Origin of the sequence: Cellulomonas sp. KH9, assembly GCF_900114185.1 — a bacterium.
In the GTDB taxonomy this organism is placed as follows: Bacteria; Actinomycetota; Actinomycetes; order Actinomycetales; family Cellulomonadaceae; genus Cellulomonas.
In genome coordinates this window covers 607,262-623,448 of sequence record NZ_FOSE01000003.1, presented here as the reverse complement: position 1 = coordinate 623,448, position 16,187 = coordinate 607,262, and the positions used below count along the sequence as shown (strand labels likewise).

Annotated in this window: 13 protein-coding genes; 7 read left to right on the top strand and 6 right to left on the bottom strand. The window is 74.1% G+C overall.

All coding sequences use genetic code 11. From position 1 onward, the window contains the following. Positions 1-19: 19 nt before the first annotated feature. The 5 genes from BMZ16_RS12600 (at position 20) to BMZ16_RS12580 (ending at position 5,830) form a co-directional block, all read left to right on the top strand. Entirely contained in the window at positions 20-1,582 is a 1,563-nt protein-coding gene (locus BMZ16_RS12600; protein WP_089800900.1) for an ATP-dependent DNA ligase, read from the top strand. A 108-nt stretch (positions 1,583-1,690) separates the two neighbouring features. Beyond that, positions 1,691-2,767 carry a DUF2776 family protein gene (locus BMZ16_RS12595; RefSeq protein WP_218143355.1) on the top strand — a complete coding sequence of 359 codons (1,077 nt, stop codon included), beginning with the start codon at positions 1,691-1,693 and terminating at the stop codon, positions 2,765-2,767. A 188-nt stretch (positions 2,768-2,955) separates the two neighbouring features. Then, entirely contained in the window at positions 2,956-3,699 is a 744-nt protein-coding gene (locus BMZ16_RS12590; RefSeq protein WP_255366633.1) for a CPBP family glutamic-type intramembrane protease, read from the top strand. A 29-nt stretch (positions 3,700-3,728) separates the two neighbouring features. Then, the gene (locus BMZ16_RS12585) at positions 3,729-4,997 is read left to right on the top strand and encodes an FAD-binding protein (RefSeq protein WP_089800897.1); all 1,269 of its coding nucleotides are present in this window, start codon (positions 3,729-3,731) and stop codon (positions 4,995-4,997) included. Between the two features lie 119 nt (positions 4,998-5,116). Continuing rightward, the gene (locus tag BMZ16_RS12580; protein ID WP_089800895.1) at positions 5,117-5,830 is read left to right on the top strand and encodes an aspartate/glutamate racemase family protein; all 714 of its coding nucleotides are present in this window, start codon (positions 5,117-5,119) and stop codon (positions 5,828-5,830) included. 14 nt (positions 5,831-5,844) lie between these two features. Here BMZ16_RS12580 and BMZ16_RS12575 read toward each other — a convergent pair whose 3' ends face one another. The 5 genes from BMZ16_RS12575 to BMZ16_RS12555 all read right to left on the bottom strand — a co-directional run bounded on the left by BMZ16_RS12575 (position 5,845) and on the right by BMZ16_RS12555 (position 10,808). Continuing rightward, the gene (locus BMZ16_RS12575) at positions 5,845-6,777 is read right to left on the bottom strand and encodes a transglutaminase-like domain-containing protein (protein WP_089800893.1); all 933 of its coding nucleotides are present in this window, start codon (positions 6,775-6,777) and stop codon (positions 5,845-5,847) included. A gap of 100 nt (positions 6,778-6,877) precedes the next feature. Beyond that, positions 6,878-7,282 carry an FKBP-type peptidyl-prolyl cis-trans isomerase gene (locus BMZ16_RS12570; protein ID WP_089800891.1) on the bottom strand — a complete coding sequence of 135 codons (405 nt, stop codon included), beginning with the start codon at positions 7,280-7,282 and terminating at the stop codon, positions 6,878-6,880. Between the two features lie 94 nt (positions 7,283-7,376). Next, complete coding sequence (locus tag BMZ16_RS12565) at positions 7,377-8,375, bottom strand: acetylxylan esterase (protein WP_089800889.1); 999 nt, start codon at positions 8,373-8,375, stop codon at positions 7,377-7,379. A 99-nt stretch (positions 8,376-8,474) separates the two neighbouring features. Continuing rightward, the gene (locus BMZ16_RS12560; protein ID WP_089800887.1) at positions 8,475-9,884 is read right to left on the bottom strand and encodes a cystathionine beta-synthase; all 1,410 of its coding nucleotides are present in this window, start codon (positions 9,882-9,884) and stop codon (positions 8,475-8,477) included. A gap of 90 nt (positions 9,885-9,974) precedes the next feature. Then, positions 9,975-10,808, bottom strand: coding sequence for a Bax inhibitor-1/YccA family protein (locus tag BMZ16_RS12555; RefSeq protein WP_089800885.1), 834 nt, complete (start codon positions 10,806-10,808; stop codon positions 9,975-9,977). Between the two features lie 234 nt (positions 10,809-11,042). Here BMZ16_RS12555 and BMZ16_RS12550 point away from each other — a divergent pair, with 234 nt between their 5' ends. Continuing rightward, positions 11,043-12,014: an ABC transporter ATP-binding protein gene (locus BMZ16_RS12550; protein ID WP_089800883.1), complete on the top strand. Its 972-nt coding sequence runs from the start codon at positions 11,043-11,045 to the stop codon at positions 12,012-12,014. Next, positions 12,011-12,874: an ABC-2 transporter permease gene (locus BMZ16_RS12545; RefSeq protein WP_255366614.1), complete on the top strand. Its 864-nt coding sequence runs from the start codon at positions 12,011-12,013 to the stop codon at positions 12,872-12,874. The genes BMZ16_RS12550 and BMZ16_RS12545 overlap by 4 nt, the downstream gene beginning before the upstream one ends. Before the next feature lie 81 nt (positions 12,875-12,955). On the opposite strand, the gene BMZ16_RS12540 is transcribed toward BMZ16_RS12545, so the two are convergent. After that, positions 12,956-16,102: an efflux RND transporter permease subunit gene (locus BMZ16_RS12540; protein ID WP_089800881.1), complete on the bottom strand. Its 3,147-nt coding sequence runs from the start codon at positions 16,100-16,102 to the stop codon at positions 12,956-12,958. Positions 16,103-16,187: the final 85 nt, after the last annotated feature.

Sequence of the window (16,187 nt, the reverse complement as noted above, 5' to 3'; positions counted from 1 at the left end):
CCCGGGCCAGGATGGGCGCATGCTGCTCGACGACGTCGCCGACGCCTCCGCCCGGGTCGCGGCCACGCGGTCGCGGCTGGCCAAGCGGGCGGTCCTGGTGGACGTGCTGCGGCGCGCCGCGGCGGACGGTCCGGACGCGGTGGCGGTCGTGTCGCGGTACCTGGGCGGTGAGCTGCGGCAGCGCAGGACCGGGCTGGGGTGGCGGTCGCTGACGGGCATGCCGGGGCCGGCCGCTGCACCGTCCCTGACGGTCGGGGACGTCGACGCCGCGTTCGCCCACCTGGCCGGGCTCTCGGGGTCGGGCTCGTCGACCGCGCGCCTCGAGGCGGCGCGTGCGCTCTTCGCGGCCGCGACCGAGCGCGAGCAGCACCTGCTGCGCGGGCTGGTCAGCGGTGAGCTGCGGCAGGGTGCCCTCGACGCGCTGCTGCTCGACGCGGTCGCCGAGGCCGCGGGCGTGCCGGCCGACGTGGTGCGGCGCGCCGCGATGCTCGCCGGCGAGACGGAGGCCGTCGCCGTCGCGGCCCTGGCCGCCTCCTCCCCCGACGCCGCCCGCACCGCGCTGGACGCGTTCACGCTCACCGTGGGCAGGCCGGTCCGCCCGATGCTGGCCCAGTCCGCCCCCGACGTCCCGACGGCCGTCACCCAGCTCGTCGGCACCGGTGACGCCCCGGCCGCGCCGGTGGTCGTCGACACCAAGCTCGACGGCATCCGCATCCAGGTGCACCGCGACGGCGACGACGTGCGCGTGTACACCCGCAGCCTGGACGACGTGACGGCGCGCGTCCCCGAGATCGTCGCCGCCGTCCGGGCGCTGCCCGCGCAGCGCCTCGTCCTCGACGGCGAGGCCCTCACCCTCGACGCCGTCGGCCGACCCCGCCCGTTCCAGGAGACCGCGTCGCGCAGCGCCACGCGCGACGCCGACCTCGCCGCCTCCGCGACGCTCACCCCGTTCTTCTTCGACGTCCTGCACGTCGCCGGGCACGACCTGCTCGACGCACCGCTGCGCGAGCGGCTCGCCGTGCTGGACCGGGTGGCCGCACCGCACGTCGTCGAGCGCGTCGTCACGTCCGACCCCGCCGTCGCCGCCGAGCACTTCCGCAGCGTCGTCGCCGCGGGGCAGGAGGGCGTCGTCGTGAAGGCGGTCGACGCGCCGTACGAGGCGGGACGCCGCGGCGCCGCGTGGGTCAAGGTCAAGCCGCGGCACACGCTCGACCTGGTCGTGCTCGCCGTGGAGCGGGGGTCGGGACGCCGCGCGGGCACGCTGTCGAACATCCACCTGGGCGCGCGGGACCCGGCAGGCGGGTTCGTCATGCTCGGCAAGACGTTCAAGGGCATGACGGACGAGATGCTGGCGTGGCAGACACGGCGGTTCCGCGAGCTCGAGGTCGCCGATGACGGGTGGACGGTGACGCTGCGCCCGGAGCAGGTCGTCGAGATCGCGTTCGACGGGCTGCAGCGCTCGACCCGCTACCCGGGTGGGCTGGCGCTGCGGTTCGCGCGGGTGCTGCGGTACCGCGACGACAAACCCGCCGCCGAGGCGGACACCATCGACGCCGTCCGGTCGCTCGCCGCGCCGGCCTGAGGGCCGTCGCCCGTCCCCTCGCCCGTGACCCGCGTGCCCGCTCCGGCCCGCCTGCACCTCGCGGTCCCGCCCGACGCGCCGAGACGGGCGCGACTCCCTACCCTGGCGATGACGGATCTGCCCAAGGGGGAGCGCATGAACCGGTCGATCAGCATCCTGTTCCGCGCGATCCCGCTCGTCATGGGGCTGGTCTGCCTCGCGTTCGGGCTCGACATCCTGTCCGGCAGCGACAACGCCGGGCACTTCGTCGCCGGCCACGTGAACATCGCCCTCACGGCGATCTGCATCGCGCTGTTCACGACGGCCGCGACGATCATCCGGCAGCTCATCCACCGCTACGGCGAGGTGTGGGAGGTCGCGCTGCCCGTGCTCGGGTACGTCGTCGCGATCGGCACGATGATCTGGGGCGTGACGGTGTTCACGCGCGGGGACGAGCCGAAGCTGGTCGTCGCGGGTCACGTCATGCTCGGCATCGGGTTCATCGCCGCCTGCGTCAGCACCGTGGCGACCGCGTCGACGAAGTTCGTCCTGATCCAGCAGGCCGCGGCCCGCGCACCGGGCAGCGGACCGCCGGACGGCGCGTACTCGCGTGCCGCGGGTGCGGTCCTGGTCGCCGTCCCGGCGGTGCTCGCGGTGGTGGGCCTGGCGGTCTCCGCGACCCTGTACGCGCGCGGCGGCACCCCGCAGCTGGTGGCCGCGCACGTCCTGACGGGGCTGTCGCTGATCTGCGCCGCGCTCGTCGCGCTGGTCGCCAGCATCGTGCGGCAGGTGCGCAACGAGTTCGGCGACGCCGAGCGGTACCGGTGGAGCTGGTGGGTCGTGGCCATGGGGACGATCAACATCGGCCTGGGGATCGGCGTGCTCCTCGCGTCGGACGACCCCAACCGGCTCGCACCCGGCATCGTGCTCATCGGCCTGGGGCTGGTGTGCTTCAGCATCCTGTCCAAGGTGCTGCTGCTCGCGCTGGTGTGGCGTCAGGTCTTCGCGCTGGCCAACCGCATCCCGCTGATCCCGGTGGGGACCGCGCTCGCCTGCCTGTTCACCGCCGCGTTCCTCTTCGAGGGCACCGAGCGGCAGGCGGGGCTCTTCGTGCCCGCCCACGTCATGGTCGGCCTGGGCGCCGTGTGCTTCACGCTGTTCTCGATCGTGTCGATCCTCGAGGCGGGCACCTCGAAGTCGTCCTGAGGGGCGACGCGCCCGCACGACTCGCAGGCCCGTGGGCTGCGCGGACGCACGCCGTGAGGCAGGGTGTGCGGGTGGACGAGACTGCGGGGACCCTGCCGGCGGCGGCCGACGACGCACCCCCGCGGGCCCTGTCGCACCCCGCGTGGCGGTACGTCGCCGCCGTCCTCGTGTGCGGGTCGGCCGTGCTGATGTTCGCGATCCACGTCCGCCCGCTGGCGTACCTGCCGCTCGTCGTCGGGATCGCCCTGGGCTGGGCCGTCGACCGCGTCCTGGGACGGGACCTGCTGATCATCGGCGCCGGCATGGGCATCGTCAGCACGATCCCGCTGGGTGCGGACCTGTCCGACGCCAGCATGCTGCGCTTCACGCTCGCCCTCGGGCTGGCGGTCGTGATCCCGTACGTCCTGTCCCGGCACGTCCTGGGCGACGACGTCATCCGGTTCCCGTGGCGCACCGGACGGCGGTGGACCCGCACGCAGTGGGCGTACCTCATCGGCGTGCAGACCGCCGGGTACCTGCTGCTGCCCTTCTACTTCCTGTCGTCCGGTGCGTACCGCAACTGGCCGACGGTGATCGAGGGGCAGGAGATCGCGCGCCTGTTCGTCGGCGTCAACGCCGTGGGCACCTGGGACGAGCTGTTCTTCATCTGCACCGTCTTCGCCCTGCTGCGCCGGCACTTCCCGCTGTGGGCGGCGAACGTGCTGCAGGCCACGGTGTTCGTGTCGTTCCTGTGGGAGCTGGGCTACCGCGAGTGGGGCCCGCTGCTGACGATCCCGTTCGCGCTGATCCAGGGCTTCACGTTCTCCCTGACCAAGTCCCTGACGTACGTGCTGGTCGTGCACCTGCTCTTCGACGCCGTGGTCTTCATGGTGCTGGTGCACGCCCACACCCCCGAGCTGTTCGACATCTTCATCACCGCACCCGGGCGCTGACGCCCGCACGCCCGCACGAGAGGACCCCCATGACGGACGCCCTGACCACCTGGGCCGGCAGCCACACGTTCCGCGGCGGGCCCGTGGTGCGCCCGACGAGCGTCGAGGAGGTCGCCGAGGTCGTCGCCGCCGCCCGGCACGTGCGGGCCCTGGGCTCGCGGCACTCGTTCCACGACCTGGCGGACTCCCCCGGCACGCTCGTCGTGCTGGACCGCCTCGAGGTCCCGACGGTGGTCGACCCCGACGCGGGCACCGTGACCGTCGGCGCCGGCGTGCGCTACGGCGAGCTCGCGATCGACCTGCACGCGGCCGGCTGGGCCCTGCACACCATGGCGTCCCTGCCGCACATCGCGGTCGCGGGCACGGTCGCCACCGCGACCCACGGCTCGGGCGTCACCGCGCCCAACCTCTCGGCCGCCGTCCGGGGGCTGGAGATCGTCGGCGCGGGCGGCGAGGTCCGCACGCTCGGACCGGACGACCCCGAGCTCGCCGGGTCGGTGGTCGCCCTCGGCGGCCTGGGCGTCGTGACGCGCGTGACGCTCGCGATCCAGCCCACGTACGACGTCGCGCAGGAGGTGTGGCTCGACCTGCCGTGGGCCGGCGCCCTGGACCGCTTCGACGACCTCATGGCGTCGGCCTACTCCGTGAGCCTGTTCACCGACTGGACCGGGGACGACGTCGCCCAGGTCTGGCTCAAGCACCGCGTCGACGCGGACGGCTGGACCCTGCCGGAGGCGGGGGACGTCCTCACGGGCGCGCGTCCCGCCCCGGGACCCGTGCACCCCGTGCCGGGCCCGGACCCCGTGGCGTGCACGCAGCAGGAGGGTGTGCCCGGGCCGTGGCACGAGCGGCTCCCCCACTTCCGGCTCGACTTCACGCCGTCCGCGGGCGAGGAGCTGCAGTCCGAGTGGCTCGTGCCCCGCGAGCACGCGGTCGCGGCGATCGAGGCCCTGCGCGGCATCGGCCACCTGACGTCCCCGCTGCTGCTGATCAGCGAGATCCGCACGGTCGCCGGCGACGACCTGTGGCTGTCCACCGCCCACGGCGGCGACCGCGTCGCGCTGCACTTCACGTGGCAGCCGCGGCGGACCGAGGTGGAGGCCGTGCTGCCGGTGATCGAGGAGGCGCTCGCGCCGTTCGGTGCCCGCCCGCACTGGGGCAAGCTGTTCGCCGACGAGCAGCGCACGCTGCGCGAGCTGTACCCGCGGTGGGACGACCAGGTCGCCCTCCTGCTGCGGCGTGACCCCGAGGGCGTCTTCGCGAACGACTTCCTCACGCGGTACGGGCTGCGCGGCTGACGGACCGGCACGGTCCGCGGGGCCCGGTCCGCGGCCGGTCCGCCGGCGCCGCACCGGCCGGGGCTGGACGCCTCCCGTGGTGCGGGGGTTCCATGGGGTGCACCCCTCGGGAGGTCCACGTGCGCACCCTCGGCGTCATCGGCGGCATGAGCTGGTACTCGACCGCGGAGTACTACCGGATCGTCAACGCGGTGGTGCAGGAGCGGCTGGGCGGCCACCACAGCGCGCACGTGCTGCTGGAGTCGCTGGACTTCGCGCAGGTGCGCGAGCTGCAGCTCGCCGACGACTGGGACGGCGCCGGTGCGCTGCTCGCGGGCGCGGGTCGACGCCTCCAGGACGCCGGTGCGGACGCCGTGCTCATCGCGACCAACCTCATGCACAAGGTGGCTCCCGCCGTGGAGGCCGCCCTCGACGTGCCGCTGCTGCACATCGCCGACGCGGTGGCCGAGGTCGCCCGCGCCGCGGGGCACAGCACCCTGGGCGTCCTGGGGACGCGCTGGGTGATGGCCGAGCCGTTCTACGCCGACCGGCTGGCACGGCACGGCATCGCAGCCGTCGTGCCGGAGGCCCCCGCGCAGGAGGAGGTCGATCGGATCATCTTCGACGAGCTCACGCAGGGCAGCGCGCCGGAGTGCTCCCGCGCACGGCTGCGGGAGGTCGTCGCCGACCTGAGCGCGGCCGGCGCCGACGCGGTGGTCCTGGCGTGCACCGAGCTGGAGCTCGCGCTCCCGCCCGACGACAGCCGCGTGCCGCTCATCGCGTCGGCCCGCGTGCACGCGGAGGCGGCGGCGGCCTACGCCCTGGGCGGGGTGCGCGTCCCTACCGGCGGCTGACGGCGGCTGACGGCTCAGACGTCCCACACGGTCGTCCGGGAAGCGAGGTCCGTCCAGCCCTCGCGGCCGAGCGGCGAGAGCGTCCGGACCCGCGGCCCGGGCCGCAGGCGAGGGTCGCCCGCGTACCGGTCGACGAGCTCGTCCTCGGCCGCGACGTCGCCCGCGTCGGCGCGCAGCAGCAGGTCCGCGATCTCGTCGGCGAGGACGTCGGCGTCGTCGCTCGTCGTGCCGTCGAGCTCCGCGCCCCACACGTCCCACAGCAGCAGCTCGTCACGGCGCCGGTGGGCGACCTCGAGCAGGACGTACCCGCGCACGAAGTCCCGGCCGGCCAGCTCGGGCACCCCCGCCACGCCGTACCGCGTCAGGTCCAGGCCGTCGCGCCGGTGCGCGGCCCACAGCTCCGCGGCGGTCGGGAACGGGCTGTCGAGCCCCGTGGGCATGTCGAACGGGTCGAACGGGTCGCCCGCCGGCGGCGCCGCGCCGAACGCGGCGTCCAGCTCCGGGTCGCTGCGCACCCAGCGCTCACCGTCCCAGCGCTCGACGACGACGTGGTCCACGCCGTCGCCCGGGAAGAAGTACCGGGCGAACCCGATCCGGGACCGCGCGGGGACGCCGTGCTCCCGCAGCAGGCCGACGCCCAGCAGCGTGTGGTCACGGCAGCACCCCGCGACGCGGTCGGCGTGCGGACGGCCGGGCAGCGGGGCGGACGAGGCCTCGAGGCCCGCCGCGAGGATCCGGTCGAGCCAGCGCAGGTCGATCGTCGGCAGGCGCGCGGGGTCGAGCGTCGCCGTCTCGGCGCGGTAGTGCGCGATGAGGCCCGTCGCGGCGGCGTGCACGTCGGCCGGCGCGGTGCCCAGGCCCTGCAGCACGGCCGCGTACGGGCCGGGGTCGGAGTACGGCGAGTGGGCCGCCCACTCCTGGGGGTCACGGCTGCGTGCGACGCTCACGGGTCCTGCCTCCCGGGCGTCGCGCCGTGCGGTCCGCGCGACCGCACCACCGGCGCCCGCGAGGGTCGACCGGTGGTGCGGCGCGGACTCATCGGGTGGGTCAGCTGACGCCGACGATGTCCACCACGAACACGAGCGTGTCGCCGCCCTTGATGCCGGCCTGCGGCACGCCGCGGTCGCCGTACGCCAGGTGCGACGGGATCGACAGCAGGACCCGCGAACCGACCTGCTGGCCGACCAGGCCCTCGTCCCAGCCGGCGATGACGGCGCCGACGCCGATGGGGAAGCTGATCGACGAGCCCCGGTCGAACGAGTTGTCGAAGACGCCTCCCTGCCAGGACTGCCCGAGGTAGTGCACCTCGATGTCCTGGCCCGCCTCGACGAGCGCGCCGTCGCCGCGGCTCAGCACCACGACCTCGAGCTCCTCGGACGGCGCCGCGTCCGGGAACGTGAGCGTGGGCTTCGTGCCGGGTGCGCCCGAGACCTCGGGCAGCGCTGCGGCCATGGCGATTCTCCTTCGGTGGATGACAGTGCCGGACCATCCTGCACCGTCGGGCGCGCCGCCGCCGACCGGGGCGGCGACGCGCACGACGACCGGGTCAGCGCCCGAGCGTCGCCGCGAGCCAGCGCAGCTGCGCCTCGACCTGGAAGGCGCCGCCGCCCTCGTGCCCGTTGAACTCGTACACCTCGATGTCCCGCTCCGGACGCGACGCGGCGAGCGCGCCGTAGTGGTTGTACGCCGCGTACACGGTCGACGGCGGGCAGATCGGGTCGCGCAGCGCGACCGAGAACAGCGTCGGGGCGGTCGCGCGGCGGGCCAGGTGCACGCCGTCGAGGTACGACAGCGTCCGCATCGCCGCGTCCTTGTGCTCCCGGTGCACCGACAGGTACGTGACGACCTCGTGGTACGGGTCCGAGTCGATGAGCGAGATCGCGCGCGGGATGTGGCACATGAACGGGACGTCCGGCATGACGCCGGCGAGGTCGTCGACGAGGCCCGCGACGGCCAGCGTCATCCCGCCGCCCTGGCTGCCGCCGGTGACGACGACCCGCGCCGGGTCGACGCCGGGCAGCGCGCGCACGGCCTCGACCGCACGCACGCCGTCGGTGTACACCCGGCGGTAGTAGTGCTCGGCGGGGTCGAGGATGCCGCGCGTCATGAACCCGGGGGTGTGCGGGCCCGAGCCGACGGGGTCGGGGGTGCCGCCACCGCTCCCCCACCGGGAGCCCTGGCCGCGGGTGTCCATGAGCAGGTGCACGTACCCGGCGGCGGCCCACGCGAGCCGCTCCACCGGCCGGCCGCGCCCGCCGCCGTACCCGATGAACTCCACGACCGCCGGCAGCGACGACCCGTCGCTGGCCGACCCCGCCGGGCGGGTGACCCACGCCTTGACGGGGTGCCCGCCGAACCCCGCGAACGTCACGTCCTCGACGTCGAGCAGCCGCATCCCGGCGTCGTACGGCTCGCGACGCAGGTCGAGGTCGAACCCGCGGGTCTCGTCGAGGGTCTTCGCCCAGAACGCGTCGAGGTCGGCGGGCTCGTCGAGGTCCGGCAGGTACCGCTCGAGCTCGGGCAGGGGAAGGTCGTACAGCGCCATCGCGGAAGGTCCTTCGCAGGTCAGGCCCATCAGGTCGCGCCGATGCTAACCCGGTGCCGCCCGGGACCTGCGGACCGCGGTCCGCGGTCCGCACCCCCGTCACCCGGTCGCCAGGAACCCCAGCAGGTCGTGGCGCGTGAGGACGCCCACGGGCCGCCCGTCGTCGACGACCATGAGGGCGTCGGCCTTCTCGAGCGCCGCACGGGCGGACCCCACCGGCTCCCCCGAGCCGATGAGCGGCAGCGCGGGGGCCATGTGCTTGTCGACCCGGTCGGCCAGCGACGCGGCACCCGAGAACACCGCGTCGAGCAGCTCGCGCTCGCTGACGGACCCCGCGACCTCGCCGATCATGACGGGCGGCTCGGCGCCGACCACCGGCATCTGCGAGACGCCGTACTCGCGCAGGATCTCGATCGCGTCGCGCACGGTCTCGTTGGGGTGCGTGTGCACCAGCGCGGGCATGTCGCCGTCCTTGCTGCGCAGCACGTCCGCGATGGTCGCGCCCTCGCCACCGGCGAGGAACCCGTACGACCGCATCCACGAGTCGTTGAAGATCTTCGACAGGTAGCCGCGGCCGCCGTCCGGGAGGATCACGACATAGACGGCCCGCGCGGCCGCCTCCGGGTCCGCGTCCTGCAGGGCACGCGCGTGCCGCAGCGTCGCCTCGACGGCCATGCCGCACGACCCGCCGACCAGCAGGCCCTCCTCGCGTGCGAGGCGCCGCGTCATGGCGAACGAGTCCGCGTCGGACACCGCGATGATCTCGTCGGGGACCGTCGGGTCGTAGGCCGTCGGCCAGAAGTCCTCGCCGACGCCCTCCACGAGGTACGGGCGGCCGTCGCCGCCGGAGTACACCGAGCCGGCCGGGTCGGCGCCGACGACCACGACGCGCCCGCCGTCCGCCGCCGGGCGGTCCGCCGAGACGTCGTGCAGGTACCGGCCGGTGCCGGTGATGGTGCCGCCGGTGCCCACGCCCGTCACGAGGTGCGTGATGCGCCCCTCCGTGTCGGCCCAGATCTCCGGGCCCGTGCTCGCGTAGTGGCTGGCCGGCCCGTTCGCGTTCGCGTACTGGTTGGGCTTCCACGCCCCGGGCGTCTCGCGCGTGATGCGGTCGGACACCGAGTAGTACGAGTCCGGGTGGTCCGGCGGCACGGCGGTGGGCGTCACGACCACCTCGGCGCCGTAGGCGCGCAGCACGTCGCGCTTGTCCTGGCTGACCTTGTCCGGGCACACGAAGACGCAGCGGTAGCCCTTGCGCTGCGCGACGAGCGCGAGCCCGACGCCGGTGTTCCCCGACGTCGGCTCGACGATCGTCCCGCCCGGCTGCAGCTCCCCCGAGGCCTCGGCCGCCTCGATCATGCGCAGCGCGATCCGGTCCTTCACCGACCCGCCGGGGTTGAGGTACTCGACCTTGGCCAGGATCGTGGCGCTCAGGCCGGCGGTCACGGACGTCAGCCGGACCAGCGGGGTGCCGCCGACGAGCTCGGAGATGTGCTGGGCGTACTTCACGCGGTCGATCCTCTCATCGGGCTGCGCAGGAGGGACGACGACGCCCCGCCGGCCGGTGGGCCGACGGGGCGTCGCGGTGAGCGGTGGGGGTCAGTTGTCCCCGCGCAGGATCGCCAGCAGGCGCAGCAGCTCGAGGTACAGCCACACCAGCGTGACGATGAGGCCGAACGCGGCCGACCACGCGAACTTGGCCGGGGCACCCTGCTCGACGCCGCGCTTGATGGAGTCGAAGTCCATGATCAGGCTCGCGGCGGCCAGCCCGACGGCGACGAGGCCGACGATGATCCCGAGCAGGCCGGAGCGCAGCGGACCGTACGTGCCGCCGCCGACGCCGAACACCATGAGCACGATGTTGAGCAGCGAGTACACGAGGTACCCGCCCATGCCGATGAGCACGGCACGCTGGAACTTCGGGGTGACGCGGACCTTGCCGGAGCGGAAGAGCACCAGCGCGACGGCGAACACCGACAGGGTCGCCATGACGGCCTGCCCGACGATGCCGTCGTAGAACGACTCGTACATCGCGCTGATCCCGCCGAGGAACATGCCCTGCGCGACCGTGTACAGCGTGATGAGCACCGGGCTCGGGCTCTTCTTGAACGCGTTGACCAGGCCCAGGACCAGACCGACGACGGCGCCCACGATCCACAGGCCCGGCGCGAGCGTCCACGTCGCCGCGGCGACGACGACGAGCAGCGCGAGCAGCCCACCGGTCTTGACGATGACGTCGTCGTAGGTGAGGCGCCCCGTGTCGCGCGGGGTGGCCGGCGGGGCGTCGTACATCTGCTCGAGGGTGGCGGCGTCAGCGGCCTGCGCACCCGCCGTGCCCCACGCGGGGCCCTGCGCGACGGTCTGCTGCCCGCCGCGGCGCTGCTGGCGCGGGTCACCGAAGACGGCACTGTTGTTGAAGACGGGGTTGCTCATGCGGGGGACTCCTGGTCGTGGCCGGCCGGGGATGGTTCTCTCGACGAGGTGTTCAACGTAACGGGTGCCCCGGACGTTCCCCCATCGGTGACGCCCCGGAGCCGTGCACCGCGCGGTCTCGTCCTCGCGGATGAGACGCCCGGTCCAGGATCCGTCGCGGGAGGGTGCCGCGCGCACCCCGCCCGGCCGTACCGTCGACGACGTGAGCACAGCGACACGACACCTGGGGACCTGATGATCGAGGCGCACGGACTGACCAAGCGGTACGGCAGCAAGACGGCGGTCGACGGCATCGACTTCACGGTGCACCCCGGCCGCGTGACCGGCTTCCTCGGGCCCAACGGCGCGGGCAAGTCGACGACGATGCGCATGATCGTCGGTCTCGACCACCCGACGGCCGGCACGGTGACCGTGCAGGGCCGCCCGTACGCCCGCCTGCGCTCGCCGCTGACCGAGGTGGGCGCGCTGCTCGAGGCGAAGGCGGTGCACCCCGGGCGCTCGGCGCGCGGGCACCTGCGGGCGCTCGCGGCGACGCACGGGATCGGCGACAAGCGGGTCGACCAGGTCATCGAGATGGCCGGCCTGGGACCCGTGGCCAGGAAGCGCGTCAAGGGGTTCTCGCTCGGCATGGGGCAGCGCCTCGGCATCGCCGCCGCGCTGCTGGGCGACCCGCACACGCTGATCCTCGACGAGCCGGTCAACGGCCTGGACCCCGAGGGCGTGGCGTGGGTGCGCGGCCTGGCCAAGCACCTCGCGGCGGAGGGCCGCACCGTCTTCCTGTCCTCGCACCTCATGAGCGAGGTCGCGGTGACGGCGGACGACCTGCTGGTCATCGGGCGCGGCCGGATCGTCGCCCAGGGCCCGGTGGCCGACGTCGTCGCCCGCGCGACCAGCACCACGGTGCGCGTCCGCAGCCCGCAGGCGACCGAGCTCGCGGCGGCACTGTCCGGCCCGACCGCCACGGTCGAGGCCATCGAGCCGGGGCTCCTGGAGGTCCACGGCCCGAGCGCTGCGGAGATCGGCGAGCTCGCGGCGGCCTCGCGGTTCGTGCTGCACGAGCTCACGTCCGTCAGCGGCTCGCTCGAGCAGGCGTACCTGTCGCTGACCGCCGACGCCGTCGAGTACCACTCCGCCACCGAGGGCACCGACCCCTCGCCCGCAGCCGCCGGTGCCGCCGGCACGACCAGCCCGGAGGCGCAGCGATGAGCACCGCGACCACCCCCCGCATCGAGCACGCCCACCACGCCGCACCCGCGCCCGCCGTGCGGCTGACGCCGTGGCACGTGCTGCGCTCCGAGTGGATCAAGATCTGGACCCTGCGCTCGACGCTGTGGACCATCGGCCTGACGATCGTGGTCCTCGTCCTGCTGGCGTGGGCGATGGCGGCGTCCGCCGGGGTCGCCCCCGGCCAGTTCGCGGGCGGCGAGGGCAGCGCGTCCATGGTCTACATGGTGCTGGCGCCCGGGCAGATCTTCGGCTCGCTGGTGCTCGTCGTGCTGGCCGCCCTCAGCATCACCGGGGAGTACGGCACCGGTCAGGTGCGGTCCACGTTCGCCGCCGTGCCGTCGCGCCTGCCCGTGCTGTGGGCCAAGGGCCTGGTCGTCGCGGTCGTGACCTTCGCGACCGCTGCCGTCGGCACGGCGCTGTCGCTGCTGCTGGCCGGCGCGATCGAGCCCGCCATGCAGCCCGACTGGTCGGACCCGGAGATGCTGCGCATCGTCGTCGGGACGCCGCTCTACATCGCGACGGTCGCCCTGCTCGGGTTCGCCCTGGGTGCGCTGATGCGCAACACGGCCGCGACCATCGCGACCGTCATCGGCTTCGTCCTCGTGGTCGAGAGCGTCCTCAACCTCATCTCGTGGAAGCCGTTGGAGTACGTGCGGCCGTTCCTGCCCTCGTCGGCCGGTGCCCGTGTGGCCACGCCCGAGGAGTTCCTGGACATGACGAACCAGCTGGCGACGCAGGCCGTCGACCTGTCCCCCTGGGGCGGGTACGCGGTGCTGGTCGGCTGGGTCGTCGTGATCCTCGGCGCCGGCGCCCTGCGCCTGCGCACGCGCGACGTCTGAGACGTCGCCACGACCGACGCGGCCCACCGCCGTCCTGGAGGGGGACGGTGGTGGGCCGCGTTTCGTCGTTCCCGGCGCGGATCAGACCGCGGCCGTGCCCTCCGCCGCGGCGCCGGACCGTGCCGAGCGCCGCCCCGCACGGCGCAGCCGGGCCCGCTCGACCAGCGTGTACAGGACGGGCACCAGCACGAGCGTGAGCAGCGTGGACGTGAACAGCCCGCCGATCACCACGATCGCCAGCGGCTGCGAGATGAACACCCCGCCGCCGGTCAGGCCGAAGGCCATGGGCACCAGCGCGAAGATCGTCGCGGCCGCCGTCATGAGGATCGGCCGCAGGCGCTTGCGCGACCCCTCCGTCACCGCGTCGTCGAGGTCCCGCCCCCGGTCGCGGTACTGGTTGACCAGGTCCACCAGCACGATCGCGTTGGTCACGACGACGCCGATGAGCATGAGCACGCCGATCAGGGCGGGCACGCCCAGCGGGGTGCCGGTCAGCAGCAGGCCCAGCAGCGCGCCGGTGGCCGCGAACGGCACCGACACCATGAGGATCAGCGGCTGCAGCAGCGAGCGGAACGTCGCCACCATGACCACGTACACGATGACGAGCGCGACGAGCAGCGCGAGCCCGAGGTCCGCGAACGCGTCCTCCTGGTCCGCCGCGACGCCGCCGATCTCGACGCTCGCACCGGCAGGCACGTCGACGTCCTCGAGCGCCGCGCGCATCCGCTCCGTGAGGCCACCGAGGTCCTGGTCGGCCGGGGTCGCCGAGATCGTCGCCGCACGCTTGCCGTCGATGCGGGTCGTCGAGACGGGCACCTCCACCTGCTCGACGCTCGCCACGGACGTCAGCGGGACCAGGCCCGTCGCCGTCGGCAGCACGAGCTGCTCGACCTCCGCCACGCTCGCCGGTGCGGGCACCGTGACCACGGTGACGTCGACCGGGCCCGTACCGAGGTCCACCGTCCCCACGGGCTGCGGGCTCATCAGCCCGGCGACCGTGCCGACGACCGCCGTCTCGGTGAGGCCGGCGGCCGCGGCCGCCTCGCGGTCGACCGTGACGCGCACGGTCGGCTGGTCGGCGGCGAGGTCGTTCGTGACGTCCGTGGTGCCCTCGACGCCGGCGACGACGTCACGCACCTGCGCCGCGAGCGACGCGAGCTCGTCCGGGTCGTCCGCCTGCACGACGACGTCCACGGTCGAGGAGCCGAACGCGGCGTCCGCACCCGCCACGACGACGTCCCCGTGCCCCGCGGCGCCGGAGAGGTCGGCGACGGCCGCGCGCACGTCGTCGGCCACCGCGGTGTTGTCGGAGTCCGTGGTGAGCGTCAGCGCGAACGACGCCCGCGGCGCACCCCCGCCGCCGAAGACCGCCTCGATGCCGCCGGCGGAGCCGACCGTGGTCTGCACGGTCTGGACGCCCTCGACACCGAGCAGGACCTCCTCGATCTCCTGCGCGGCCGCGTCCTGCGCCTCGAGCGAGGTCGCGGGCGGGAACGTCTCGGTGACCGTGAGGGTGTTCTGGCCCGCGTCGCCCAGGAAGTTGGTCTCCAGGCGGGTGGCCAGGCCGATCGTCCCCGCGAAGACGACGACGGCGGCGAGCAGCGTGACGACCGGGTGCGCGACGGCACCGCGCAGCGTGGCCAGGTACGACCGCTGCATCCAGGACCGGCGCTCCTTGGCCTCGGCGGCGACGCGCCGGGCCTCCGCGTCGTCCCCGGCGGCCGAGGCGTCGGCCTTGACGAACCAGTACGCCAGGACGGGCACGATCGTCAGCGAGACCAGCAGGGAGGCGACCAGGGCGATCGCGGTGGTGAAGGCGAACGGCCGGAACAGCTCGCCGACCATGCCGCCGACCAGGCCGATGGGCACGAACACCGCGGCGGTGGCGATGGTCGAGGCGGTGATCGCGCCGGCGACCTCGCGCACGGCCGTCGTGATCGCGTCGCGCTTGCCCTCGCCGTAGGACAGGTGCCGCTTGATGTTCTCGATGACGACGATCGAGTCGTCGACGACGCGCCCGATGGCGATGGTCATCGCGCCGAGCGTGAGGATGTTGAGCGAGTACCCGGCGACCTGCAGGCCGATGAACGTCACCAGCAGCGACAGCGGGATCGAGATGGCCGAGACGAGTGTCGAGCGGATCGAGCCCAGGAACAGCAGGATGACGACGACCGCGAACAGCAGGCCGAGGCCACCCTCGGTGGCCAGCCCCTCGATGGACTCCTCGATGAACGGCGCCTGGTCGAACACCACGGCGATGTCGACGTCGCCGCCGAGCTGCTCCCGCAGCCCGTCGACCGCCTCCTGGGCGCCGTGCGACACGTCGACGGTGTTGCCGGCCGGCGTCTTGGTCAGGGAGACGGCCAGCGCGGGCTGCCCGTCGAGGCGCGACAGGCTCGACGCCGGCACCGGCGCGAGGACGACCTCGGCGACGTCACCGAGCGCGACGGCCTGCCCGGAGGCGGAGCCCAGCAGGGGCAGCGCACGCAGGTCGTCGACCGAGGAGACGGGCGAGCCCGCCTGGACCGAGAGGGTGAGGTCGCCGTCGTCGACCGTGCCCGTGGGCAGCACGACCCCGTTGTCCTGCAGGATCGTCTGCACCGCCGCGGGCGACAGGCCGGCCGCGGTGAGCGCCTGCAGGTCCAGCGTGACCGTCACGGCCTGCTCGGCGACGCCCGTGACGGTGACCTCCCGCACGCCGTCGACCTGCTCGAGGCGCGGCACCACGACGTCCTCGACGACCCGGGCCAGCGCGGCCTGCGGGTCCTCCCCCTCGCGCACGTCGTCCGGGGTGCCGGCGACCGCGAGCTGCACGACCGGCAGGTCGTCGATCGAGCCGGTCACGACCATCGGGTCGACGCCCTCGGGCAGTGCCGAGCGGATCCGGTCGACCGCCTGCTGGATGTCCTGGGCCCGCGCGTCGACGTCGACGCCGTAGGTCAGCTCGACGGTCGTCGTCGAGACCGACGTGGCGGACGTCGACGTCACGGACTCGACGTCCGCGACCCCGGAGACGGCCTGCTCGATGGGCTCGGTGAGCTGCTGCTCGACGAGCTCCGGCGAGGACCCCGGGTCGACCGCGACGACGACCGCCGTCGGGATCTGCAGCGACGGGATGAGCTCCTGCTTGAGGGAGCCGAGGCTGAACCAGCCGAAGACCGCGATCGCGATCGTCACGAGCGCGACGACGGAGCGGTTGGCCAGCGAGAGCCGGGCGAGGCGGGACACGGGTTCCTCCGAGGGGGCCGGGCGAGCGGTCGTGAGAGGGGCGGGGGGTGACCGCGGCGAGCGCGACAGGGCGACAGTACGTGCG